Raw genomic sequence first — 22,670 nt, 5'->3', positions numbered from 1 at the left:
GTTTGAGAGGAGGTAACTCAATGGAAGCAAAAGCACATGCTAAATCCGTGCGGATTTCCGCTCGCAAAGTGAAACTTGTTATCGATTTGATTCGTGGCAAGCAGGTAGGTGAGGCGATTGCAATTCTTCGTCACACTCCGAAATCCGCTTCTCCAGTCGTTGAGAAATTGCTGAATTCTGCTATCGCAAATGCAGATCACAACTACTCCATGGACGTAAATAAATTGGTAGTGTCTGAGGTTTTTGTAAACCAAGGTCCTACAATGAAACGGTTCCGCCCGCGTGCAATGGGTCGTGCAAGCCGCATCAATAAACGCACCAGTCATATTACTCTGGTGGTATCTGAAAAATAAGGAGGGAAAACGTGTGGGCCAAAAGGTAAATCCCGTCGGACTCCGAATCGGTATTATTCGTGATTGGGAATCCAAATGGTATGCAGGCAAAGATTTCGGTGATCTTTTGCTAGAAGACGTTAAGATTCGTGAGCATCTGAAGAAAAGATTGAAAGACTCCGCTGTATCCCGTGTTGAAATCGAGAGAGCAGCTAACCGTGTCAACGTAACGATTCACACTGCGAAACCAGGTATGGTTATCGGTAAGGGTGGTTCCGAAGTTGAAAATCTGCGTAATGAAATCACTAAAATCGCAGGCGGTAAAAAGGTACACATCAATATCTCTGAAATTAAAAATCCTGAACTGGATGCAATTCTTGTTGCTGAAAGCATTGCACAACAATTGGAACGTCGTGTTTCTTTCCGTCGTGCGTTGAAACAAGCAATTCAAAGAACTATGCGTTCCGGTGCAAAAGGAATTAAAACTCAAGTAGGCGGACGTCTTGGCGGTGCCGAAATCGCTCGTTCCGAAGGATACAGCGAAGGAACTGTTCCACTGCATACGCTTCGTGCTGACATCGACTACGGTACAGCAGAGGCTCATACTACTTATGGCCGTCTTGGCGTAAAAGTATGGATCTATCGTGGAGAGGTTCTTCCTCCAGCTAAGAAACAAGCTCCTCAGGAAGGAGGCAACTAATCATGTTGGTACCTAAACGCGTAAAACATCGTAAACAACAACGTGGTCATATGAAGGGTCGTGCAAAAGGCGGTACTACACTGAATTTCGGTGAGTACGGTTTGCAAGCTACTGAACCAGCATGGATCACTAACCGTCAAATCGAAGCTGCTCGTATTGCGATGACTCGTTACATCAAACGTGGTGGTAAGGTTTGGATTAAAATATTCCCTGACAAACCAATTACTCAAAAGCCTCTTGAGGTTCGTATGGGTAGTGGTAAAGGTAACGTAGAAAAATGGGTTGCAGTAGTGAAACCAGGTAAGATCATGTTTGAACTTGCTGGTGTACCGGAAGAGATTGCTCGTGAAGCAATGCGTCTTGCCGCTCACAAACTGCCAATCAAAACTAAGTTTGTGAAACGTGAAGAATTGGGTGGTGAAGCAAATGAAGGCTAGTGAATTCCGCAACCTTACCACTGCTGAAATCGAACAAAAGATCTCTGGTTTTAAAGAAGAACTTTTCAACCTTCGTTTTCAACTCGCTACCGGTCAGCTTGATAACCCGACTCGGATCGGTGCTGTGCGTAAGGAAATTGCTCGTGCTAAAACTGTGATCCGTGAAAGAGAACTTGGGATTAGCTAAGATATTAGACCGGGTGGAAATTCCGCCTGTAATTAGGAAGGAGGCCAACAATGAGCGAACGTAATGCCCGTAAAGTATTAGTCGGTAAAGTAGTCAGCGACAAAATGGATAAAACGATTGTGATTGCTGTAGAAACTTACAAAAAACATGATCTCTATCATAAACGCATTAAAGTGACTAAAAAATTCAAAGCTCATGATGAAAACAACACTGCACAAATCGGTGATACTGTTAAAATCATGGAAACTCGTCCTTTGTCCAAAGACAAAAACTGGAGACTGGTCGAAATCGTTGAAAAAGCTGTTATAATCTAATGTAGTGTAGTTTTTCCGAAAGGAGGATAAATAAATGATTCAACCATTTACACGTTTGACTGTAGCTGACAATTCCGGCGCGAAGGAACTGATGTGTATCCGTGTGCTCGGTGGTACGGGACGTCGTACAGCTCAAATTGGTGACCTGATCGTTTGTTCCGTAAAACAAGCAACACCAGGCGGCGTTGTCAAAAAGGGTGATGTAGTAAGAGCGGTTGTCGTTCGCACTAAACGTTCTATCCGCCGTAAAGACGGTTCCTACATCGGATTTGATGAGAACGCAGCAGTGGTCGTTAAAGAAGACAAGAGCCCACGCGGTACTCGTATTTTCGGACCAGTTGCTCGCGAACTTCGTGACAAGGACTTCATGAAAATCGTTTCCTTGGCTCCGGAAGTGATCTAAATTCACCTTAAAATGTGCCCGTAGGAGGTGTACGAAATGCCAAAAGTGAAAAAAGTTCTGGAATCCCATAACAACAAGCTGCACGTCAAAAAAGACGACACTGTTCTGGTGATTACAGGTAAAGATAAAGGTAAAAAAGGTCGCGTTATCGCTGCTTACCCTCGTCAAAACCGTGTGCTTGTGGAAGGTGTTAACATGATTAAAAAACACCAAAAGCCTAATCAGCTGAATCCACAAGGCGGCATCATCGAGAAAGAAGCTCCGATTCACGTTTCCAACGTTATGCACATTGATCCGAAGAGCGGAAAAGTAACTCGTGTGGGTTACAAGGTTTTGGACAACGGAAAAAAAAGTGCGCATTGCAAAACGTTCAGGCGAAGTGATCGACTAATTATTTTTTGAAGAAAGGAGGACTATGATTCATGGCAACAACAAGAATGAAAGAACGTTTCTTGAAAGAAATCACTCCTGCTTTGATGCAGAAGTTCAACTATACAACAGTGATGCAAGTGCCTAAAATCGAGAAAGTTGTAATCAACATGGGTGTTGGCGACGCAGTCCAAAACTCCAAAGTGCTTGATTCGGCTCTCAACGACATGCAGCTGATCGCTGGTCAAAAACCAGTTATCACTCGCGCGAAAAAATCTATCGCAGGTTTTAAATTGCGTGAAAACATGCCGATCGGTGTAAAGGTAACACTTCGTGGCGAGCGTATGTATTATTTCTTGGACAAATTGTTCAACATTACACTTCCTCGCGTACGTGACTTCCATGGTGTATCAACAAAAGCTTTCGACGGACGTGGTAACTACACGCTTGGTCTGAAAGAACAGTTGATCTTCCCGGAAATCGAGTATGATCAAGTTGATAAAGTTCGTGGTATGGACATCGTTATCGTAACGACTGCCAAGACTGACGAAGAGTCCCGTGAGCTTCTGACTCAGCTGGGCATGCCTTTCGCGAAATAATGTTGGCATAACGTTTCGGGCGTCTGATTTAAAGACACCCTGTTCTCCGAAACTATTTAGGAGGTGTCAGGCTAAGTGGCAAAAACTTCAATGAAAGTCAAACAACAACGCGCACCAAAGTTTAAAGTTCGTGCTTATACTCGTTGCGAACGTTGTGGTCGTCCACATTCGGTGCTGCAAAAGTTTAAGATCTGCAGAATTTGCTTCCGTGAATTAGCTTATAAAGGCCAGATTCCTGGCGTGAAAAAAGCAAGCTGGTAAAAAGTCCTGTTTGGGAAGGAGGTTTATACACAATGACTATGTCTGATCCAATTGCAGATATGCTTACTCGTATTCGTAACGCGAACACTGTTCGCCACGAAACAGTAGAAATGCCTGCATCTACAATGAAAAAACAAATCGCCGACATCCTGAAACGTGAAGGATTCATTCGTGATGCGGAATTTGTTGAAGATAGCAAACAAGGGATCATCCGTATTTTCTTGAAATACGGTGCGAACAACGAGCGTGTTATCACAGGTTTGAAAAGAATCAGTAAACCAGGTCTTCGCGTTTACACGAAGAGCAATGAGATTCCACGCGTATTGGGTGGACTCGGGATCGCAATCATTTCAACATCCAAAGGTATCATGACGGACAAAGAAGCGCGTCAGTCCAAAGCCGGCGGAGAAGTGGTTTGCTACGTTTGGTAATTTAACGTTTAAAAGATAGGAGGTGCAACAGATATGTCCCGTATTGGTCGTAAACCAATCACAGTACCAAGTGGTGTTGACGTGACTTTGAACAACACAGTGATCACAGTTAAAGGTCCTAAAGGAACATTGACTCGTGAGCTTCATAAAGACATGTCCGTTACTGTGGAAAATAATGAAATTAATGTAGTTCGTCCTTCGGACAATAAACTTCACCGCTCTTTGCATGGAACAACCCGCAGCGTTGTCAATAACATGGTAAGTGGTGTAACTGAAGGTTTTTCAAAATCTCTGGAGCTGGTTGGGGTCGGATATCGTGCAAGCAAATCCGGAGATAAAATCGTTCTGAACGTTGGATACTCTCACCCGGTTGAAATTACACCGGAAGCGGGCATCGAGTTCGAAGTTCCTTCGAACACTAAAATTATCGTTCGCGGAATTGATAAAGAGCGTGTAGGTGCCTATGCTGCTAAGATTCGTTCCGTTCGTGAACCTGAACCGTACAAAGGTAAAGGGATTAAATACGAAGGCGAGCGCATCATCCGTAAAGAAGGTAAAGCCGGTAAGAAGAAATAAGTTTCTTACCGACTTTTGTGCGGTCTTTCTACTGGAAAGACTTGTACTCTTTTTTACCCAGTGCGTCTTAGTATAAAGTTTTAAAAGGCAAACTGAAGGGAGTGAAAACTTGAGATGATTACAAAACAAGATAAAAATAAAGCACGTGTCAGAAGACATCTGCGTGTACGTAAGAAAATCGAAGGTACGGCTGTACGTCCTCGTTTGAACGTATTCCGCTCTTCCAAGCATATCTACGCACAACTGATTGATGATGTTGCTGGTGTAACATTGGTTTCTGCATCCACTATGGATAAAGAACTGAGCAGCGAAATCAAAAACGGTGGTAGTGTAGAAGCAGCTCGCAAGGTTGGCGAACTCGTTGCTAAACGTGCGAAAGAAAAAGGCCATGCTAACATCGTATTTGATCGTGGTGGATACTTGTATCATGGACGGATTCAAGCTTTGGCTGATGCAGCTCGCGAAGCAGGCCTTGAATTCTAAGACATTTCTCAAAAGGAGGTTAACGACTTGCGTGTAGATCCGAATACTTTGGAACTGACTGAAAGAGTAGTAAATATTAATCGTGTAGCTAAAGTTGTCAAAGGCGGACGCCGTTTTAGCTTCAGTGCTCTGGTAGTAGTGGGCGACGGCAACGGCTGGGTAGGCGCTGGAATCGGTAAAGCGGGCGAAGTACCTGATGCGATTCGCAAAGGTATTGAAGATGCTAAGAAAAACCTGGTTCACGTTCCACTCGTAGGCACAACAATTCCTCACCTTGTTACAGGTAAGTTCGGTGCTGGCCGGGTTCTGTTGAAACCGGCATCGGAAGGTACTGGGGTTATCGCTGGTGGTCCAGTTCGTGCAGTTCTGGAACTTGCTGGTGTAGGTGATATCTTGACAAAATCTTTGGGTTCTTCGAATTCCATGAATATGGTCAATGCGACTTTGGAAGGTTTGTCCCGCTTGAAACGCGCTGAAGATGTTGCTAAATTGCGCGGCAAATCCATCGAAGAGCTGCTGGGCTAAGGAGGGAATATCATGGCGAAATTAGAAATTACCCTCGTTCGTTCGTTGATCGGCCGTCCTGGTACTCAGAGAACGACTGTTAAAACGCTCGGCTTGCGTAAAATCAACCATAAAGTAGTTCAACCCGACAATGCAGCGATTCGCGGGATGATTAATCAAGTTAGCCATTTGGTTTCTGTTAAAGAAATCGAGGCTTAAGCAATAAAGTATTTTAACAATAATCAAGGAGGTGCAACGAACGATGAAGTTACATGAGCTTTCCCCAGCTCCAGGCTCCCGCAAAGAACGTAAACGTTTGGGTCGTGGTCCTAGTAGCGGTACGGGTAAAACTTCTGGTCGTGGTCATAAGGGTCAAAACGCTCGTTCCGGCGGTGGTGTACGTCCGGGCTTCGAGGGTGGTCAAAACCCACTGTATCGTCGCTTGCCTAAACGCGGTTTCGTAAATCCTACTCGTAAAGAGTATGCGGTTTTGAATATCGAAGATTTGAACAGTTTTGCAGCGGGTACAGAAGTAAGCCCTGAGTTTTTGCTGAACAATGGTATTGTGAAGAACGCGAAATCCGGAATTAAAATTCTGGGTAACGGTGAAATCACTGTGAAATTGACAGTTAAAGCGAACAAGTTCTCTCAATCTGCGGTAGAGAAAATTGAAGCTGCCGGCGGTAAAACCGAGGTGATCTAATGTTCAAGACCCTGAAAAATATATGGCGGGTTGAGGATCTTAGAACCCGAATCCTGTTTACCCTGTTTATACTCTTTGTATATCGTATTGGCTCCTTCGTGCCGGTTCCCGGTGTGAATAAGCAAGTCTTTACTTCTCAGGATCAGGCAGGAAGCGAGTTGTTTGGACTCCTTAACACCTTCTCAGGGGGCGCGTTGTATCAGTTTTCGATCTTCGCCCTCGGGATTATGCCATATATTACAGCGTCCATCATTGTACAGTTGCTGTCAATGGACGTGATTCCGAAACTTGCGGAATGGGCTAAACAAGGAGAGCATGGTAAAAAGAAATTGGCTCAAATTACACGGTATGGTACTGTAATACTGGGCTTAATCCAAGCATTCGGAACGTCGATTGGATTTAATCGACTGTACGGTGCAGCGATGATTCCAGGTGCTACTTTTGCTGATTATCTGGTTATTGCCATTGTGCTTACTGCAGGAACTACGTTCCTTATGTGGCTCGGTGAGCAAATTACCGAAAAGGGAATCGGTAATGGTATCTCTATTGTAATCTTTGCAGGGATCGCGGCAGGTATTCCAAGACATATTCGGACGATTGTAGAATCTCAGTTTATTCAAGCAGATCAGCTGTTTATGAATATTCTGAAGGCAATTATCATTGCCTTGGTGGTTGTTCTGATTATCGTTGGTGTTATCTACATCCAGCAAGGTATTCGGAAAATTCCAGTACAATACGCAAAACGTGTAGTTGGCAACAAAATGTACGGTGGCCAGAATACGCATATTCCGATGAAAATTAATGCGGCAGGCGTTATTCCGGTAATCTTTGCGGTATCATTGCTGCAATTCCCGACAATTATTGCGAGTTTCTGGGCAGATCATGCTTGGGCTAAGTGGATTACCACTTACTTGTATTATGACAAGCCACTGGGCATGGTTTTGTATGTCGTAATGATTATCGGTTTCACATTCTTCTATACCTTTGTACAGATGAATCCGCAGCAAATGGCCGACAATATGAAGAAAAACGGCGGTTATATCCCAGGCATTCGCCCAGGTAAAGCCACGGAGAAATACTTGACACGAGTAATGTCACGTTTGACAATGACAGGAGCTTTGTTCCTGGCAGTCATATCCGTTTTGCCGGTATTCTTCGGTTCGCTTTCGGGCTTGCCTCGTTCCGTGCAAATTGGCGGTACTTCATTGCTCATCATTATTGGTGTAGCATTGGATACGATGAAGCAAATCGAAAGCCAACTGATCAAACGCCATTACAAAGGCTTCATCAACAAATAGGCAATAGGTACCGGCATAGGATGTTCGCATGCTTACCGGCACCTTTTGTGCTGTTTCTTGTGTAGGGGTCGTCTTGAGGAGTGACAGATTGTGAATATTTTGATCATGGGGCTCCGGGGCTGGTAAAGGTACACAAGCAGATGTCATTGTGAAGGAGTTCGGCATTCCTCATATCTCGACAGGTGATGCGTTTCGCCTAGCGATGAAACAGGGAACACCTATTGGCATTAAAGCCAAAGAGTATATTGACAAGGGTGAACTTGTTCCGGATGATGTAACAATCGGTATCGTTGAAGAACGGCTGCAGCAGCCTGATTGCAAGAAAGGTTTCTTGCTGGACGGTTTTCCAAGAACTTTAGCTCAAGCTGAAGCCTTGGATCAAATTTTGGGCCGTTTGAATACGAAGCTGGATGATGTCATCAACCTGAAAGTGGATCGTGACAACTTGTTGGCACGAATCACAGGACGGCGAGTTTGTAAAAGCTGCGGAGCTAGCTATCATATTGTCTTTAATCCTCCTAAGGTTGAAGGCATTTGCGATAAAGACGGTGGTGAACTCTATCAGCGTCCTGACGATAACGAAGATAGCGTAAGAACACGACTTGACGAATATAGTAATAAAACAGCACCACTCCTCACGTTTTATGAGAACCAGAATCTTCTGCGTCATATTGACGGAGAACAGGATATTGATGTGGTTTCCCAAAATATCGTGTCCTTGTTGCGGGGTTAGCTGTAATGATCATTTGCAAGTCGGGGACGGAATCAAGCTTTATGAGGAAAGCTAGGAAAATGAATTCGGCAACGAGTTATTTCTTAGTAGGACACATCGAGCCCGGTATTACGACCGGTGAACTTGATCATTTAGCTGATCGGTATATTCGCAGTCAGGGAGCTGTGCCGTCTTTTAAAGGTTATAACGGTTTTCCTGCTAGCATTTGCGCTTCAGTCAACGAACAACTGGTGCACGGATTTCCCGGCAAACGCAAGTTAAACAAAGGCGATGTCATTACGAAAACTCGCCAGTTTACAATGTCGCATGCCATTCGGCAATATATTGAGAATCCAAACCGTGGTATTCCTGAGCAGGGGCCGAGGCTGAAAACCGGCATTGTGCTGGCTATTGAATCAATGATTCCAATAGGTGCTCGCCTTGTAGGGACGCTGGAAGACAACTGGACGGTCGTTACGATGAACGTAATCTCTTGTACTCATTTTGAGCAAGTGGCGACGGGCGAAGCGGACGGCATGGACATTTTCACGAAACTGAGTGCGTAGGTGATTGGAATGAATCAGCAAGGAAACCTGCAAATCGGTCAGCTGGTGAAGATTCTGAAGGGCAGAGGTGCCGGACAGATTGCGGTTGTCGTTTCAATAGCAGATAGCAGGTTTGTGTATATTGCGGATGGGGATAAACGAAAGTTTGATCAAGCGAAGAAGAAAAATGTTCTTCATTTGGTGCCTCAGCCAAAGATTAGTAGCGAGATTGTAAATAGTTTAAACGAAAGCGGTCGGGTGACGAACGGAAAACTGCGGCATGCAGTGAAAACTTTCCTGGACTCGTCCGAATACCAAGCTGAAGAGAAAGGAGACTGACTTTGGCCAAAGAAGATGTCATTGAGGTTGAAGGTACGGTAATCGAGCCACTGCCGAACGCTACGTTCAAGGTAGAGCTGGAGAACGGTCATCAAATTCTTGCTCATGTTTCCGGAAAGCTGCGGATGCACTTTATCCGTATTTTGACAGGCGACAAGGTGGTTGTACAGTTATCGCCTTACGATTTAACCAAAGGCCGTATAACGTACCGCAAGTAATTCATGCAGGTTTTTATTAAACGTATGTCATTTAAAAAAACTTGTTTTGCTCGGCAAAACGATGTGAATGTTCACGAAGCGAGTTTTACCAGGGTAAAGCTTGGAGGAGGTAATCAACATGAAGGTAAGACCTTCTGTAAAACCTATTTGCGAGAAATGCAAAGTCATTCGCCGCAAAGGGAATGTAATGGTTATTTGCGAAAATCCGAAACACAAACAAAAACAAGGTTAATAGAAGGGGGTGTAGCGTAAAATGGCTCGTATAGCTGGTGTGGATTTGCCACGTGACAAACGCGTTGAGATCGCCTTGACTTACATTTTCGGAATCGGTAAGACGACTTCTCAGAAAATTTTGAAGGAAACAGGCATCAGTGCAAACACGCGTGTTCGTGATTTGACTGAAGATGAAGTGAGCAAATTACGTGAAACGATCGACAAAGAAGTTAAAGTAGAAGGCGATCTGCGTCGTGAAATTTCCTTGAATATTAAACGTCTGACTGAGATTGGCTGCTACCGTGGTGTTCGTCACCGTCGTGGATTGCCTGTTCGCGGACAACGTACTAAAACTAATGCTCGTACCCGTAAAGGTCCTCGTCGGACTGTAGCGAACAAGAAGAAATAAGAAGGGAGGATAACATTCAATGGCTAAACCGAAAAAAGTTGTACGCACAAAACGCCGTGACCGTAAAAATATCGAGAGTGGCGTGGCACACATCCGTTCCACGTTCAACAACACGATCGTTACGATCACAGATCCACACGGTAACGCAATCTCTTGGGCCAGCTCAGGCGGCATGGGATTCCGTGGTTCCCGTAAATCTACTCCATTCGCAGCGCAAATGGCCGCAGAAACTGCTGCTAAAGCTGCTATGGAACACGGCATGAAGACAGTCGAAGTCATGGTTAAAGGACCTGGTGCAGGTCGCGAAGCAGCAATCCGCTCTTTGCAAGCTGCTGGTCTGGAAGTTAACCTGATCAAAGACGTAACTCCGGTACCTCATAACGGATGCCGTCCTCCAAAACGTCGTCGCGTCTAATGAGATTTCTCCTCTGCGTGTAGTATAGATCCGGCACAAACTGCCAAGAATGGATGTTTAGGTATACTGCATGATAGACTATGGATAAGGTGAATGTTTCATATAGGAGCGACGTTTTGAAGGAGGGATATTGCAGTGATAGAAATCGAAAAGCCGAAAATTGAGACGGTTGACGTCAATGATGATGGCACCTATGGAAAATTCGTAGTAGAACCGCTGGAACGCGGATACGGTACGACGCTGGGGAACTCGCTTCGCCGTATTCTGTTATCCTCGTTACCGGGGGCAGCAGTCACATCGGTTCAGATCGATGGGGTTCTGCACGAGTTTGCAACGGTTCCCGGTGTGAAGGAAGACGTAACGGAGATCATTCTGAACTTGAAAGCTTTATCGCTTAAAATCCACTCAGATGAAGAGAAAGTACTCGAAATCGATGCGGAAGGCGAAGGAGTTGTAACGGCAGGTGATATCCGTGCGGATAGTGATGTGGAAATTCTTAATCCGGATCTTCACATTGCAACGCTCGGACCGGGTTCGAGACTTCACATGCGTATTTTTGCCAATCGCGGTCGCGGTTACGTTAAGCAGGATCGGAATAAACGTGATGACCAGCCGATCGGCGTCATTCCCGTCGACTCCATCTACACTCCGATTGCACGCGTGAACTACGGCGTAGAAAATACGCGTGTCGGCCAGGTTACGAATTATGACAAGCTGACACTTGAGGTTTGGACAGACGGAACTATTCGTCCTGAAGAAGCTGTGAGCCTTGGAGCCAAAATTTTGACCGAGCATGTGATGCTATTCGTGGGTCTCACGGATGAAGCAAAAGATGCAGAAATTATGGTCGAAAAAGAAGAAGACAAGAAAGAAAAAGTTCTTGAAATGACGATCGAAGAGCTGGATCTCTCCGTCCGTTCCTATAACTGCCTTAAGCGCGCTGGTATCAATACGGTACAAGAACTCACGACTAAATCTGAAGAAGATATGATGAAGGTCCGTAACTTGGGTCGCAAATCTTTGGAAGAAGTACAAGAGAAGCTCGAGGAACTTGGTTTAGGACTTCGTACGGAAGAATAGCACAGCAACGTTTTTGTGAAGGAGGGGAAACTACATGGCATACCAAAAATTGGGCCGTAATTCCAGTGCCCGTAAAGCTTTGTTTCGTGATTTGGTAACCGATCTGTTCTTGTATGAGCGTATCCAAACTACTGAGGCTAAAGCGAAAGAAGTTCGTTCTATTGCTGAAAAACTGATCACCAAAGCGAAAAAAGGAGATCTGCACGCACGTCGTCAAGTGGCTGCGTTCGTTCGCCGTGAAACTTTGGATGGTGAGCAGGATGCAATCCAAAAGCTGTTTAGCGAATTGGCTACACGTTACAATGAGCGTCCAGGTGGATACACTCGTATCTTGAAACTGGGACCTCGTCGTGGCGACGCCGCTCCAATGGTATATCTGGAATTGGTTGACCGCGCGTAAACAGGCGAAGATGAGGGAAGGGTGGACAGAATCGGCTTGATTCTGAACAACCCTTTTTTTCTCTTGGAGGAGTCCTTGAGGGGCTTCTCCTTTGTTATGTTCGGTTTTTTCCTGCAAGACCAGAGAATACCCCTGCAAAGGTGTGAGAAGCATGCGGAACTTGTGCATGAAGGTGAACTATGATGGAACCCACTATGATGGCTTTCAGACACAGCCTAGTGGTAACACCATTCAGGACTGTCTTGAAAATGCTATATACTCATTGACGGGCGAACGTCTTAAAATTACGGGCTCAGGACGTACAGATGCAGGTGTGCATGCATACGGGCAGGTATTCAATTTTCATACTGAATCGCCGATTCCGATACATCGCTGGTGTCTGGCACTTAATGCCTGGCTGCCTCGTGATATCATCGTTACAGATGCGAGAGAGGTGCCACTGTCCTTTCATGCACGCCGCATGGCGAAGCGGAAGACGTATCGGTACAGTATTAATGCGAATCGGTTTCCAGACATCTTTCACCGTCGTACACAGGCCCATCATCCAACGAGTCTGGATGTAAGAGCGATGGAAAAGGGGTTGGCTCATTTAGTGGGCACCTTTGACTATACTTCGTTCGCATCTCGACGTTCCCAAAAGATGAATCATGTTCGCACTATTTACGAAGCCTATATAACGGTAGACCATTCCTTTTCACGTCCAGGGTCGGACGATCAGGGAATTATTCATACTTATATTACAGGTAGCGGATTTTTGCAGCACATGGTTCGGATTATAATGGGGACTTTGCTGGAAGTGGGAGAAGGCAAAAAATCGCCGGATGATATTCCTTCCATTTTGGAAGCAAAAAACCGTTCAAAGGCTGGCCCTACAGCCGTTGGACACGCTTTAATGCTCTGGAATGTAGAGTACGAAGAAAACATCAAAAAACATTGATTTTTCCCTTGCAGAATTGATGGTTATCCTGTAATATAAAAGTTGTGTTTTCTTAATGGCTTTCCCACAGCCCCAATTAAGATAATCACTTTATAGCAACATCTAATCCATCGATAATGCAGCAACTTAACGAACGAAGATAAATGATGATTTCTGTTAACGAACTTAAGGAGGATACTTTTCATGCGTACTACGTATATGGCGAAGCCAAATGAAGTTGAGCGCAATTGGCACATCATTGATGCCGAAGGCAAAACGCTCGGCCGTCTGGCAAGCGAAGCGGCTGCGTTGATTCGCGGCAAACACAAGCCACAGTTTACACCACATGTGGACACAGGTGATTTTGTTGTTGTAATCAATGCGGAGAAAATCGTATTGACCGGTAAAAAAATGGAGAACAAAAAATACTATCGTCACTCCCTGCACCCAGGTGGTCTGAAAGTAACAGTTGCACAAGATATGGTTAAGAACAAACCTGAACGTATGTTGGAATTGGCTGTTCACGGTATGCTTCCTAAAACTCGTCAAGGCGACAAAATGAAGCTGAGACTTAAAGCTTACAGAGGTACAGAGCATCCACATGCAGCACAAAAACCTGAAGTTTACGAACTTCGCGGATAATTAAAAGGGAGGACAGTTTCATGGCACAAGTACAATACTATGGGACAGGTCGTCGTAAACATTCGGTAGCTCGTGTTCGTCTCGTACCGGGTGAAGGACGCATTGTCATCAATAAGCGTGATATTAATGAATATTTCGGTTTGGAAACTCTCAAACTGATCGTAAAACAACCACTGAATCTGACAGAAACACTTGGTAGCTATGACGTACTCGTTATCGCTCATGGTGGTGGTATCTCTGGTCAAGCAGGCGCAATTCGCCACGGTATTTCCCGTGCTCTGTTGAAAGCAGATCCAGAATTCCGTCCAGCTTTGAAAAAAGCAGGATTCTTGACTCGTGACCCACGTATGAAAGAACGTAAAAAATACGGCCTCAAAGCCGCTCGTCGTGCACCACAGTTCTCGAAACGTTAATATTTCGAATACAGAAGAACCTTTTCCTTATGGAAAGGGTTCTTTTTTATTTAGATCATTTGCTGCACATTAACTACATGTGGATAAATGGATCTACACTAGAATTTTATGGCTACGTCTGCCCTGCGATACATAAAAAGGTGCATATACTATCTGGAATACGTAAGTTATCCACGATGTAACTAAGATCGGTATACTTATGCACAAATATAGTTTGCTATTTCAACACAGTTTATCCTGTAATGTTCACAACCTGTGACTAATTAAAAAGATCAGGGAACTTTTGCAGAGCAATCTTTAGCTTGGTACTGCCCATCTCCTCGGCTTCCGTAATTGCAGCGATGATGATGTGAGTATTTTTAACCATTGAGAATGGGCTAAAATAGGGCTCCAGTTACGTTAAGGGCTATCTGTATATCTGAATGCTTTAATTTCTCAGGGAGGGCCTCTGTGAGCGCTATAGGAGTGTTGAGAGGCTTATTATCGATCTGGGTGCCATTTCTTTGTAATATTCCTTAATAGAAGCACGATTAGCATCAGAGCTCCCGATTTAGTAGTGGGATTCTTCGGATGTAAACCTTATAGTCAGAGCTGGTTTACCTTGAGCTGAGCACGACCACGTATGCTTCATCTTTGAATGCAAATGTAAATATGACGAACGAACCCTAATTATATTTCCTTGACCAAATCCAAGGATAATCATGGCTCTAAGGAAGGGCGCTTTTATCCTCAGATATTTTTACCTGATCATAATAGCCATAGCTATCCAGGATTACGATGACAGCCGAGTAGTGGGTATATCTTTGTCTCGGGTGGAGTAGAGGAAGCATTTTCGCTAACCTAAAATACTTACGTTCAGGCATACCCTCTGCTATGACTAGTTACTTTTAGTTATTAAGCAATCTAAGGCAATTTTTAAACGTTTGGTATAAGAATATTTTATATATAGCCACTGAACTTGGTTGAATATGCAGGAGAGCGTTTAAGAATGCTGACAGAACAACGTTCCTGCTTCATGCGGGATGATAAATGTTTACAGTATGACGATTTTGCTTGGATTGACAATGAATATGAAAGTTTTATACTGTACTTAATCTTATTAGTTTAGTCGGCATTGAAGTATCACTTGTTTATGAATCTTCATATGGAGGCGCATTGATAATGAATTTATTGGAGAAAGAAGCGTTGATTAGAGTCAAGGCAAGTGAACTGGAAGAGGCCACGCCTGAAGAAATTATTCAATATGCTGTTCAGACATTTCCCAACCTCACCTTTGCTTGTAGCTTCGGAGCAGAAGATGTAGTACTAGTAGATATGCTACAAAGAATTAGCCCTTCTACCGATATTTTTTACTTGGATACCGACTTTCATTTTCAAGAAACTTATGATACGCGTGATCAGATGAAAGCTAGATACAATTTGGATTTTGTTAGAGTCTCTCCCTTAATCACTCCAGAAGAGCAAGCTGCGGAGCATGGAGAGGAGCTGTGGAAATCAAATCCTAATGCATGCTGTGGTATACGCAAGGTTGAGCCGCTGACACGCATTCTGTCTCAATACGATGCATGGATTACCGGTATCCGTCGCGATCAGGCTCCTACGCGTGCGAATGCAAAAAAGGTAGAGTATGATGAAAAGTTTGGTCTCGTTAAATTTAACCCCTTGGCAAGCTGGACTTCCGAGGATGTATGGAACTATATTCGCACTCATGATGTATTGTATAATCCATTGCATGACCGTAATTTTCCCAGTATTGGCTGTGAGCAATGTACACGTGAAGTCCTGCCAGGTGAAGATCCACGTGCTGGCCGTTGGTCAGGCAATGAGAAAACGGAGTGTGGGCTCCACCAATAAAAAATGGTATGTAGGTAGCTCTGAGACTTATTTATGAAAAGAAAGGAAGTGCATCATGACTGCAATTCTTCCGCATGGCGGAACGCTCGTTGATAGAATTATAACTGGACCGCAGCAAGAAGCACTGTTGCAGGCTGCAGGTGAATTGTTTCCTATCCCTGTAAACTCATGGACGATTTCTGATCTGGATTTAATTGGAGTAGGTGCCTTTTCTCCATTGACGGGATTTATGAATGAGTCAGATTATCGTTCAGTGGTAACGGATATGCGTCTTGCTGATGGTACAGTCTGGAGTATTCCCATTACTCTTGCAGTAGTAGAAACCATAGCCAGTGAACTGAAACTAGGTCAGCAGGTGGCTTTGGTGGGGGAAACAGATGGTATCATCTATGCTGTACTTGATATTGAGAGTATTTATCAGGTTGACCAGGCAGAGGAAGCCAGATGTGTATTCAAGACGGCTGACCCGGCCCATCCTGGCGTAAATAAATTGTTAGATCGACCTGCTACCTATGTAGGTGGAACGGTGCAAGTGCTGAATCGACCCAAACCTACTCAATTTAGCGAATTTTATTACACACCAGCACAGACACGTAGCCATTTTGCTGAAAAGGGCTGGAAGACAGTAGTCGGTTTTCAAACAAGAAATCCGGTACATCGGGCACATGAGTACATTCAAAAAAGCGCGATGGAAATTGTGGATGCTTTATTTCTAAATCCACTTGTTGGAGAGACCAAGTCAGATGACGTTCCAGCAGATGTGCGTATGAAGAGCTATCTAGTGTTGCTGGACAACTATTATCCGGCTGATCGAGCCTTTCTGGGGGTCTTTCCTGCTGCCATGCGATACGCTGGTCCTAGAGAGGCCATTTTCCATGCTATTGTGCGGAAGAACTTCGGCTGCACTCATTTTATTGTCGGAAGAGATCATGCGGGTGTAGGGGACTATTACGGTACCTATGAAGCGCAGGAAATTTTCAAGCACTTTACACCTGAAGAGCTGGGGATTACCCCGTTGTTTTTTGAACACAGCTTTTACTGCACCCAATGTGGAAATATGGCCTCAAGTAAAACATGCCCACATCCCAAGGAGCATCATTTGACGCTCTCTGGCACCAAAGTGAGGGAATTATTACGCTCCGGGGTTTGTCCGCCACCGGAATTTACACGCCCAGAAGTCGCTCAAGTGCTGATTGAAGGTATGAAAGAATATGTTCATGCCTGAGTTGTACTAACTACACGCCTCGTCCCATATAGATTATTAGTATCTGTATAGGACGGAGGCGTTTTGTTATGCAAAAAAACAATCGTAAAAAAGAGGTCACACTGTGGATTCGCTATCAGACGCTGCAAAAAATGCTGTTAGGCTGTTGTCTCGCTGTTCTATTCATCATGCTGACATTGTATGAGATACCTGCTTCGAGAGCATGGATTCATTGGAGTCTACCGCTTACTGGTAAGGTAATTGCTATAGATGCCGGACACGGAGGACCTGATGGAGGAGCAGTTAGCAAAGAGGGAGTCATTGAAAAGGATATTAACTTGGCGATCGCTTTTTATTTGCGGGATTATTTGCAGCAAGCAGGAGCTGTTGTCGTCATGACACGCGAGGATGACCGCGATCTGGCGCAGCAAGAAACAAAAGGCTATTCCAGAAGAAAAACGGAGGATTTAAAGCAACGGGTACGTATGATTGAGGAGCAGCAAGCGGACCTCTTTTTAAGTATTCATATGAACAGTATCCCGTCGAGCCGTTGGAGTGGAGCCCAGACCTTTTTCGTACCTAATCATGCAGATAACGAGAATTTGGCATCCTTAATTCAGGAAGAAATCAAGCGCAACCTGGAAAATACGGACAGAGTAGCTAAGACCGTAAACACCGTCTATTTATTAAAGGCACTCAAAATGCCAGCAGCTCTTGTAGAAGTCGGATTTTTGTCCCATCCAGAAGAAGCCAGACGACTCAGTGACGAGAACTATCAGAGACAAGTGGCTGCATCTATATATAAAGGTATTTTGCGTTACAGTGCCGGGGAAAAGGGAACCTCATCAGCACCTGAAGTCAGATAGTGGTATACTGTAAGTGTTTACCACTACGTAAATCAATAAAGCAGAGGTGCTGATTATTCATGCAATCGAGAGAGCAAGTTATAGAGCTACTTCAGCAAGTGCGAGAGCCTCAAACGGGACGCCGTTTGGTTGACCTGCATTTTATTCGGGATGTGGTTGTTAAAGAGGATCGGGTATCATTGACTGCTATTACCCTGGATAGCCAAGAAGAGACTCGAACGGAACTGGATCGGGAAATCCGGCAGACGTTAGAAAAGGCGGGATTAAGTCACGTGCATATTCGTATTCGTGAGGCATCTGAGTCTGAAAAGTCAGCTATACAAAATGGAGAGGATACCGAGGAGGTAGCTGATCCGGTTTTGACCAAAGGACATGCTGTCGGTATGGAAGAACATGAGCTGCTTCATCCAGCATCTGGCGTACGATTTATTGCCATTGCAAGCGGAAAAGGTGGTGTCGGAAAATCGACAGTAGCTGTGAATTTGGCGGCAGCTCTAGCCAGACAGGGTAAGCGAGTGGGTTTAATTGATGCTGATATCTATGGATTCAGTGTGCCGGATATGCTTGGGGTAGAGGACGTACCTTCTGTCGAAGATGGTATCATTCAGCCAGTGGAACGATTTGGTATCAAAATCATGTCCATGGGCTTTTTTGTGAGAGAAAACAATCCTGTTATTTGGAGAGGTCCCATGCTGGGGAGAATGCTTAGACAGTTTTTTAGTGATGTCGAATGGGGCAAGCTGGACTATATGATACTCGATTTACCACCAGGTACTGGTGATGTAGCGCTTGACGTACATCAAATGATTCCGCAGAGTGAAGAAATCATTGTCACTACTCCGCATGCGACGGCAGCTTTTGTAGCTGCACGTGCAGGGGCAATGGCCCTTCAAACGGATCATAAGGTCATAGGCGTCGTGGAGAACATGTCCTATTATGTGTCCTCCACTGGAGAAAAAGACTATGTTTTTGGACGGGGAGGCGGGGCTATGTTGGCAGAAACACTTCATACGAAACTTTTGGCACAAATTCCGCTGGGTATCCCAGATAATCATCCGTCAGAAGCCGATTTTTCTCCATCCGTATATAAATCGGAGTCGGCGACAGGAGCTATTTATAATGATATAGCCGCCCAAATTACCGGGTTGCACATGGAATCTGAATAATAAAAAAGGCTGGTTGTTGAACCAGCCTTTTTTTTTACTGACCTCCTCCTTGACCTCCTTCACCACCACCTTGTTCTCCTTCACCACCACCACCATCTTGCTTTTGATCCCCGGATCCACCTTGCTCTCCGCCTTTTTTCTCAACCTTAGGTTGAAGTTCTTCTTGCACAACAGTTTTGAGTAAATTCATGACCTCAAGCCGAAAAATCGGATTCTGCATAGCATCATGCATGACTGTCATAGATTGTTTGCGATATTCCGGGGTTTTAGTTAAGTCCATATACATCTTGGTCAGTTCTGGCGATTTTAGCATCTCTTCAATTGATTTTTGGTAAGAAGGGTCTTTTATAAGCTGCATATGAAGCTGTTTGCTTTGACTGTTGATGGCTTTGGCAAATTCCCCGGCAAAACGCGGATCAGTCATAATTTTTTCGATTTCTTTTTTATATTCAGGTGAGATCAAAGTATCTTTTACTGCAATTTTCATCTGTTCAGCGGATTGTGTGGACATAAGCATTTTCATTCCCATGCTGCCTCCAGATCCACCTCCTCCACCACTTTGACCGGATTGTCCCTCTTTTTCCCCGGTTAAGGCTTCTTCTACGGCTTTTTTTCCATCATCACTTTTCAGGATATCAACCACCATCGTTTTCATCTCTTTATAACTGTTCTGGGGAGGTGCAGAACCCTGATCCGAGCCGCAGCCGCTCAGTGCAACGCCCAGTACGCATACCATGCTAACAAATCGCAAACGAGTCCAATTCATGGCCGTATTCCTCCTTTATCATGAATGTGGATAGTATGCGGATGATTGGGGAGAAATATGTCGAGTTGCTTTTGGTTTTTAGCTGAGAACGATGTAAAATAACTCCTTAAAGACCCAGAGCTTGATCGCGAACCTCTTTACCTTTTACTGTACCTTGTTGAAGCAGTTCGGATACAGTCACAAATTCATAGCCTTGTGCCCGCAACTTGTCGATAATGATGGGCAACGCTTCATGAGTTTGTTTACAAGAATCACTGGCATGAAGAAGGACGATATCACCGGGATGTGCTTTATTTACAACACGGTCGATTATGACCTGCGTACCAGGGTTTTTCCAGTCCAGGGAGTCAGTATCCCATTGAATGGTTTTGTAGCCTAAAGTGCTGGCAACTTGAAGTACCCTTTTGTCAAAGTCACCATTAGGCATACGGATTAACTTCGGGGATTGTCCAGTCAGCTCGGTTAATGTGGTATGAGCCGTTGAAATCTGCTTACGAATCTCTTCATCGCTTAAGCTGCTATAGTTTTCGTGTTTATGGCCATGACTGCCAATCTCAAATCCGCTTTCTTTAATTTGATTCACGAGTTCTGGGTGTGTTTTGCTCCAAGGGGCAGAAAGAAAAAAGGTGGACTTGGTCACTTTTTTATCTTCGAGAACTTTTAAAATGGGGGCAGTACGCTTATCACCCCAGCTAATGTCGAATGTGAGAGCGATCAGCTTTTTATCCGTAGGCACACTGTAAACGGCAGTTGGCGCTTCCTCGGAAAAAACCGTAACATTATCGGTTTCTACATAAATGACCCCGGCAGTAAAGACGGCCGCTGCCATTACGATCAAGAATCGTTTAATTTTTTTGCCGTTCAATACATAGAAAAAAGAATTCATGGTTAATGCCCCTTTCATCCTAGAAGTGCTTGTTTACTTAAAGCTATGCCAGGGGTTGTCAATTATTCCATTGGACTAATAGGAGGAATCAACAAATGGGACTAAGAGCATTTTTTTATGATTTACGCACGACAAGACGGCTAATTTTGATCGCTGCACTTTTTTTTCTGCGCAAGTATTGTAGTGGGATGGCTAAGAACAGGTGTTATTCAGTCTATGTTGGCACGACAAATGGAGGGACTGGGGGGAGTGGCACAACGATTGCAGAACTCTGAGCATCCACAATGGAGTTTTTTTGTGTTTATCTTTTTCAACAATGCAATCAAATGCGTGCTAGTAATATATACCGGAGCTCTTTTTGGAATCGTACCGTTTATATTTTTGATTGTGAACGGAATGGTTTTAGGTTTTGTAGTACACCTGCAGACAGATATGGGAAGAAGTATGTATGAAATTGTCGTAAAAGGATTATTGCCTCATGGTGTAATTGAATTGCCTGTTTTGATTATCGCCTGTGCCTTCGGTTTGAAGTTTGGGGTCAATATAATATCTACCCTAGGTACAAGCATAGGACTAAAACGCAAAGGTACTGGCCCATCGTGGGAGGTTTTTTTGAAACAAACGTTGACCGTGTCAATATGGTCTGTCATCTTTCTATTTATAGCAGCTGCGATTGAGAGCGGCATAACTTATCGTTTATTGTCGCATTAAAATAATATGGCCAATTATTTATATATTTCCCGAAAATTGAACATAACAAAGGGGAGAGCGTAAAGAAAAGCATTAAAGATTACTTGGAGTAAGTTTGAAACCTTAGCAGTTGAGTTTAAAAACAGGTAAAGTTTGGAACAATTAATTGAGCAAATATAAGTACTATATAATCTGCTGATAAGGGAGTATGGTCATATGTTGGGAATGCTGTTTAACGAAAAAGAATGCAAAGAACTTGACTACGTTCTTCGTAAGGAACTAGATGAAATGCTGCTTGACATGAGTGATACCCGATTGGACCAGGATATCCGTTATGCTATAGCACTTCGATATAAAACAGTTTTCCGCATGTATGCCCGTTTTGCACCCGCCAAGGAACTATCCAAATATGCACGCAGAGGCCGTGTCCCGCAAACCAAACAATAAAAAGATAAAGAAGAACTATATCAAACCGAGATATCAGGAAGTAAATATACTTTCTGATATCAAAAAAAGTATTGACTCTATTCAATATTCATGTTAAATTAACTTTCGTTCCTTTTTGAAGGATTTGCTCGAAAAAAGAATTTAAAAAAACTCTTGCAAAATTCAAAAAGAGATGATATATTATAAAAGTCGCCGCTGAGATACGGTGATGAAGTAAAGTGAGATATAATGAAGGTTTGATCTTTGAAAACTGAACAACGAGTGAGTAAACCGATTTTGTTCGCAAAATCAAACAAAGAGATATTTTATCTCGTCAGTTTCAAAATGAGCTAATCGCTCTTTCTATAAACCAACTTTCGTTGGTCTTTAATGGAGAGTTTGATCCTGGCTCAGGACGAACGCTGGCGGCGTGCCTAATACATGCAAGTCGAGCGGGGTTAGTTAGAAGCTTGCTTCTAACTAACCTAGCGGCGGACGGGTGAGTAACACGTAGGCAACCTGCCCATAAGACAGGGATAACTACCGGAAACGGTAGCTAATACCCGATACATCCTTTTCCTGCATGAGAGAAGGAGGAAAGGCGGAGCAATCTGTCACTTGTGGATGGGCCTGCGGCGCATTAGCTAGTTGGTGGGGTAAAGGCCTACCAAGGCGACGATGCGTAGCCGACCTGAGAGGGTGATCGGCCACACTGGGACTGAGACACGGCCCAGACTCCTACGGGAGGCAGCAGTAGGGAATCTTCCGCAATGGGCGAAAGCCTGACGGAGCAACGCCGCGTGAGTGATGAAGGTTTTCGGATCGTAAAGCTCTGTTGCCAGGGAAGAACGTCTTGTAGAGTAACTGCTACAAGAGTGACGGTACCTGAGAAGAAAGCCCCGGCTAACTACGA

Annotated in this window: 33 protein-coding genes, 1 rRNA gene and 3 pseudogenes; 35 read left to right on the top strand and 2 right to left on the bottom strand. The window is 44.2% G+C overall.

Annotated elements, in window-relative coordinates:
- The first annotated feature begins 20 nt into the window (after window positions 1–20).
- The 32 genes and pseudogenes from rplV (at window position 21) to C400_RS0118700 (ending at window position 18,989) form a co-directional block, all read left to right on the top strand.
- On the top strand, window positions 21–353 hold the full coding sequence (rplV, locus tag C400_RS0118870) for a 50S ribosomal protein L22 (RefSeq protein ID WP_007432578.1): 333 nt from the start codon (window positions 21–23) through the stop codon (window positions 351–353).
- Between the two features lie 13 nt (window positions 354–366).
- Complete coding sequence (gene rpsC / locus C400_RS0118865; RefSeq protein ID WP_007432577.1) at window positions 367–1,032, top strand: 30S ribosomal protein S3; 666 nt, start codon at window positions 367–369, stop codon at window positions 1,030–1,032.
- Window positions 1,033–1,034: 2 nt separating this feature from the next.
- On the top strand, window positions 1,035–1,469 hold the full coding sequence (gene rplP / locus C400_RS0118860; protein WP_007432576.1) for a 50S ribosomal protein L16: 435 nt from the start codon (window positions 1,035–1,037) through the stop codon (window positions 1,467–1,469).
- Entirely contained in the window at window positions 1,459–1,656 is a 198-nt protein-coding gene (gene rpmC / locus C400_RS0118855; RefSeq protein ID WP_007432575.1) for a 50S ribosomal protein L29, read from the top strand. Before rplP ends, rpmC begins: the two co-directional genes overlap by 11 nt.
- 50 nt (window positions 1,657–1,706) lie before the next feature.
- Window positions 1,707–1,970, top strand: coding sequence for a 30S ribosomal protein S17 (gene rpsQ / locus C400_RS0118850; RefSeq protein WP_007432574.1), 264 nt, complete (start codon window positions 1,707–1,709; stop codon window positions 1,968–1,970).
- Between the two features lie 34 nt (window positions 1,971–2,004).
- A complete protein-coding gene (gene rplN / locus C400_RS0118845) occupies window positions 2,005–2,373 on the top strand; it encodes a 50S ribosomal protein L14 (protein WP_007432573.1) in 369 nt (122 codons plus the stop codon).
- A gap of 36 nt (window positions 2,374–2,409) precedes the next feature.
- Window positions 2,410–2,764, top strand: a pseudogene (rplX, locus tag C400_RS0118840) (50S ribosomal protein L24).
- A gap of 31 nt (window positions 2,765–2,795) precedes the next feature.
- The gene (gene rplE, locus C400_RS0118835) at window positions 2,796–3,341 is read left to right on the top strand and encodes a 50S ribosomal protein L5 (RefSeq protein WP_007432571.1); all 546 of its coding nucleotides are present in this window, start codon (window positions 2,796–2,798) and stop codon (window positions 3,339–3,341) included.
- 75 nt (window positions 3,342–3,416) lie between these two features.
- On the top strand, window positions 3,417–3,602 hold the full coding sequence (locus tag C400_RS0118830) for a type Z 30S ribosomal protein S14 (RefSeq protein WP_010348808.1): 186 nt from the start codon (window positions 3,417–3,419) through the stop codon (window positions 3,600–3,602).
- A gap of 32 nt (window positions 3,603–3,634) precedes the next feature.
- On the top strand, window positions 3,635–4,033 hold the full coding sequence (gene rpsH, locus C400_RS0118825; protein WP_007432570.1) for a 30S ribosomal protein S8: 399 nt from the start codon (window positions 3,635–3,637) through the stop codon (window positions 4,031–4,033).
- Between the two features lie 33 nt (window positions 4,034–4,066).
- Window positions 4,067–4,609, top strand: a complete 543-nt coding sequence (gene rplF, locus C400_RS0118820) for a 50S ribosomal protein L6 (RefSeq protein ID WP_016818652.1) — start codon at window positions 4,067–4,069, stop codon at window positions 4,607–4,609.
- 114 nt (window positions 4,610–4,723) lie between these two features.
- Window positions 4,724–5,092 carry a 50S ribosomal protein L18 gene (gene rplR / locus C400_RS0118815; protein WP_007432568.1) on the top strand — a complete coding sequence of 123 codons (369 nt, stop codon included), beginning with the start codon at window positions 4,724–4,726 and terminating at the stop codon, window positions 5,090–5,092.
- Window positions 5,093–5,119: 27 nt separating this feature from the next.
- Window positions 5,120–5,617 carry a 30S ribosomal protein S5 gene (rpsE, locus tag C400_RS0118810; protein ID WP_013373261.1) on the top strand — a complete coding sequence of 166 codons (498 nt, stop codon included), beginning with the start codon at window positions 5,120–5,122 and terminating at the stop codon, window positions 5,615–5,617.
- Window positions 5,618–5,629: 12 nt separating this feature from the next.
- On the top strand, window positions 5,630–5,815 hold the full coding sequence (rpmD, locus tag C400_RS0118805) for a 50S ribosomal protein L30 (RefSeq protein WP_013373260.1): 186 nt from the start codon (window positions 5,630–5,632) through the stop codon (window positions 5,813–5,815).
- Window positions 5,816–5,858: 43 nt separating this feature from the next.
- Complete coding sequence (rplO, locus tag C400_RS0118800; RefSeq protein WP_013312149.1) at window positions 5,859–6,299, top strand: 50S ribosomal protein L15; 441 nt, start codon at window positions 5,859–5,861, stop codon at window positions 6,297–6,299.
- Complete coding sequence (gene secY / locus C400_RS0118795; RefSeq protein ID WP_013373259.1) at window positions 6,299–7,597, top strand: preprotein translocase subunit SecY; 1,299 nt, start codon at window positions 6,299–6,301, stop codon at window positions 7,595–7,597. Before rplO ends, secY begins: the two co-directional genes overlap by 1 nt.
- Before the next feature lie 90 nt (window positions 7,598–7,687).
- Window positions 7,688–8,330: pseudogene (locus C400_RS0118790) on the top strand (adenylate kinase).
- A 5-nt stretch (window positions 8,331–8,335) separates the two neighbouring features.
- Window positions 8,336–8,875 (top strand): M24 family metallopeptidase, encoded by a 540-nt coding sequence (locus C400_RS0118785; protein ID WP_038978280.1) that lies wholly within the window; start codon window positions 8,336–8,338, stop codon window positions 8,873–8,875.
- Between the two features lie 9 nt (window positions 8,876–8,884).
- A complete protein-coding gene (locus tag C400_RS0118780) occupies window positions 8,885–9,193 on the top strand; it encodes a KOW domain-containing RNA-binding protein (RefSeq protein ID WP_013373256.1) in 309 nt (102 codons plus the stop codon).
- Between the two features lie 2 nt (window positions 9,194–9,195).
- Window positions 9,196–9,411, top strand: coding sequence for a translation initiation factor IF-1 (infA, locus tag C400_RS0118775; RefSeq protein ID WP_006212898.1), 216 nt, complete (start codon window positions 9,196–9,198; stop codon window positions 9,409–9,411).
- A 118-nt stretch (window positions 9,412–9,529) separates the two neighbouring features.
- Entirely contained in the window at window positions 9,530–9,643 is a 114-nt protein-coding gene (gene rpmJ / locus C400_RS0118765) for a 50S ribosomal protein L36 (protein ID WP_003333770.1), read from the top strand.
- A 21-nt stretch (window positions 9,644–9,664) separates the two neighbouring features.
- On the top strand, window positions 9,665–10,033 hold the full coding sequence (gene rpsM / locus C400_RS0118760) for a 30S ribosomal protein S13 (protein WP_007432560.1): 369 nt from the start codon (window positions 9,665–9,667) through the stop codon (window positions 10,031–10,033).
- A 19-nt stretch (window positions 10,034–10,052) separates the two neighbouring features.
- Window positions 10,053–10,448: a 30S ribosomal protein S11 gene (gene rpsK / locus C400_RS0118755; RefSeq protein WP_007432559.1), complete on the top strand. Its 396-nt coding sequence runs from the start codon at window positions 10,053–10,055 to the stop codon at window positions 10,446–10,448.
- A 135-nt stretch (window positions 10,449–10,583) separates the two neighbouring features.
- Window positions 10,584–11,528: a DNA-directed RNA polymerase subunit alpha gene (locus C400_RS0118750; RefSeq protein WP_013373254.1), complete on the top strand. Its 945-nt coding sequence runs from the start codon at window positions 10,584–10,586 to the stop codon at window positions 11,526–11,528.
- A 34-nt stretch (window positions 11,529–11,562) separates the two neighbouring features.
- The gene (rplQ, locus tag C400_RS0118745) at window positions 11,563–11,928 is read left to right on the top strand and encodes a 50S ribosomal protein L17 (RefSeq protein WP_013373253.1); all 366 of its coding nucleotides are present in this window, start codon (window positions 11,563–11,565) and stop codon (window positions 11,926–11,928) included.
- 151 nt (window positions 11,929–12,079) lie between these two features.
- Complete coding sequence (gene truA, locus C400_RS0118740) at window positions 12,080–12,865, top strand: tRNA pseudouridine(38-40) synthase TruA (protein WP_017427894.1); 786 nt, start codon at window positions 12,080–12,082, stop codon at window positions 12,863–12,865.
- Window positions 12,866–13,048: 183 nt separating this feature from the next.
- Window positions 13,049–13,486, top strand: coding sequence for a 50S ribosomal protein L13 (gene rplM, locus C400_RS0118735; protein WP_013373251.1), 438 nt, complete (start codon window positions 13,049–13,051; stop codon window positions 13,484–13,486).
- A gap of 20 nt (window positions 13,487–13,506) precedes the next feature.
- Window positions 13,507–13,899, top strand: a complete 393-nt coding sequence (gene rpsI, locus C400_RS0118730; protein ID WP_013373250.1) for a 30S ribosomal protein S9 — start codon at window positions 13,507–13,509, stop codon at window positions 13,897–13,899.
- Window positions 13,900–15,060: 1,161 nt separating this feature from the next.
- Complete coding sequence (locus tag C400_RS0118715) at window positions 15,061–15,753, top strand: phosphoadenylyl-sulfate reductase (protein WP_017427891.1); 693 nt, start codon at window positions 15,061–15,063, stop codon at window positions 15,751–15,753.
- Between the two features lie 55 nt (window positions 15,754–15,808).
- The gene (gene sat, locus C400_RS0118710; protein ID WP_016818657.1) at window positions 15,809–16,978 is read left to right on the top strand and encodes a sulfate adenylyltransferase; all 1,170 of its coding nucleotides are present in this window, start codon (window positions 15,809–15,811) and stop codon (window positions 16,976–16,978) included.
- A gap of 68 nt (window positions 16,979–17,046) precedes the next feature.
- The gene (cwlD, locus tag C400_RS0118705) at window positions 17,047–17,823 is read left to right on the top strand and encodes an N-acetylmuramoyl-L-alanine amidase CwlD (RefSeq protein ID WP_017427890.1); all 777 of its coding nucleotides are present in this window, start codon (window positions 17,047–17,049) and stop codon (window positions 17,821–17,823) included.
- A 59-nt stretch (window positions 17,824–17,882) separates the two neighbouring features.
- A complete protein-coding gene (locus C400_RS0118700) occupies window positions 17,883–18,989 on the top strand; it encodes an Mrp/NBP35 family ATP-binding protein (RefSeq protein WP_017427889.1) in 1,107 nt (368 codons plus the stop codon).
- Between the two features lie 34 nt (window positions 18,990–19,023).
- On the opposite strand, the gene gerD is transcribed toward C400_RS0118700, so the two are convergent.
- Both gerD and pdaB read right to left on the bottom strand, forming a co-directional pair.
- Window positions 19,024–19,755: a spore germination lipoprotein GerD gene (gene gerD / locus C400_RS0118695; RefSeq protein WP_016818660.1), complete on the bottom strand. Its 732-nt coding sequence runs from the start codon at window positions 19,753–19,755 to the stop codon at window positions 19,024–19,026.
- A 106-nt stretch (window positions 19,756–19,861) separates the two neighbouring features.
- Window positions 19,862–20,641, bottom strand: coding sequence for a polysaccharide deacetylase family sporulation protein PdaB (gene pdaB, locus C400_RS0118690; RefSeq protein WP_016818661.1), 780 nt, complete (start codon window positions 20,639–20,641; stop codon window positions 19,862–19,864).
- A 95-nt stretch (window positions 20,642–20,736) separates the two neighbouring features.
- Here pdaB and C400_RS0118685 point away from each other — a divergent pair.
- The 3 genes and pseudogenes from C400_RS0118685 to C400_RS28070 all read left to right on the top strand — a co-directional run.
- Window positions 20,737–21,352: pseudogene (locus tag C400_RS0118685) on the top strand (stage II sporulation protein M).
- Window positions 21,353–21,547: 195 nt separating this feature from the next.
- The gene (locus tag C400_RS0118680; RefSeq protein ID WP_013312131.1) at window positions 21,548–21,778 is read left to right on the top strand and encodes a hypothetical protein; all 231 of its coding nucleotides are present in this window, start codon (window positions 21,548–21,550) and stop codon (window positions 21,776–21,778) included.
- A 366-nt stretch (window positions 21,779–22,144) separates the two neighbouring features.
- Window positions 22,145–22,670: ribosomal RNA gene (locus C400_RS28070) — 16S ribosomal RNA — on the top strand; the annotation flags it as partial.

The organism is Paenibacillus sp. ICGEB2008 (assembly GCF_000307675.1).
In the GTDB taxonomy this organism is placed as follows: Bacteria; Bacillota; Bacilli; order Paenibacillales; family Paenibacillaceae; genus Paenibacillus; species Paenibacillus polymyxa.
This window is presented reverse-complemented; position numbering and strand designations above follow the sequence as displayed.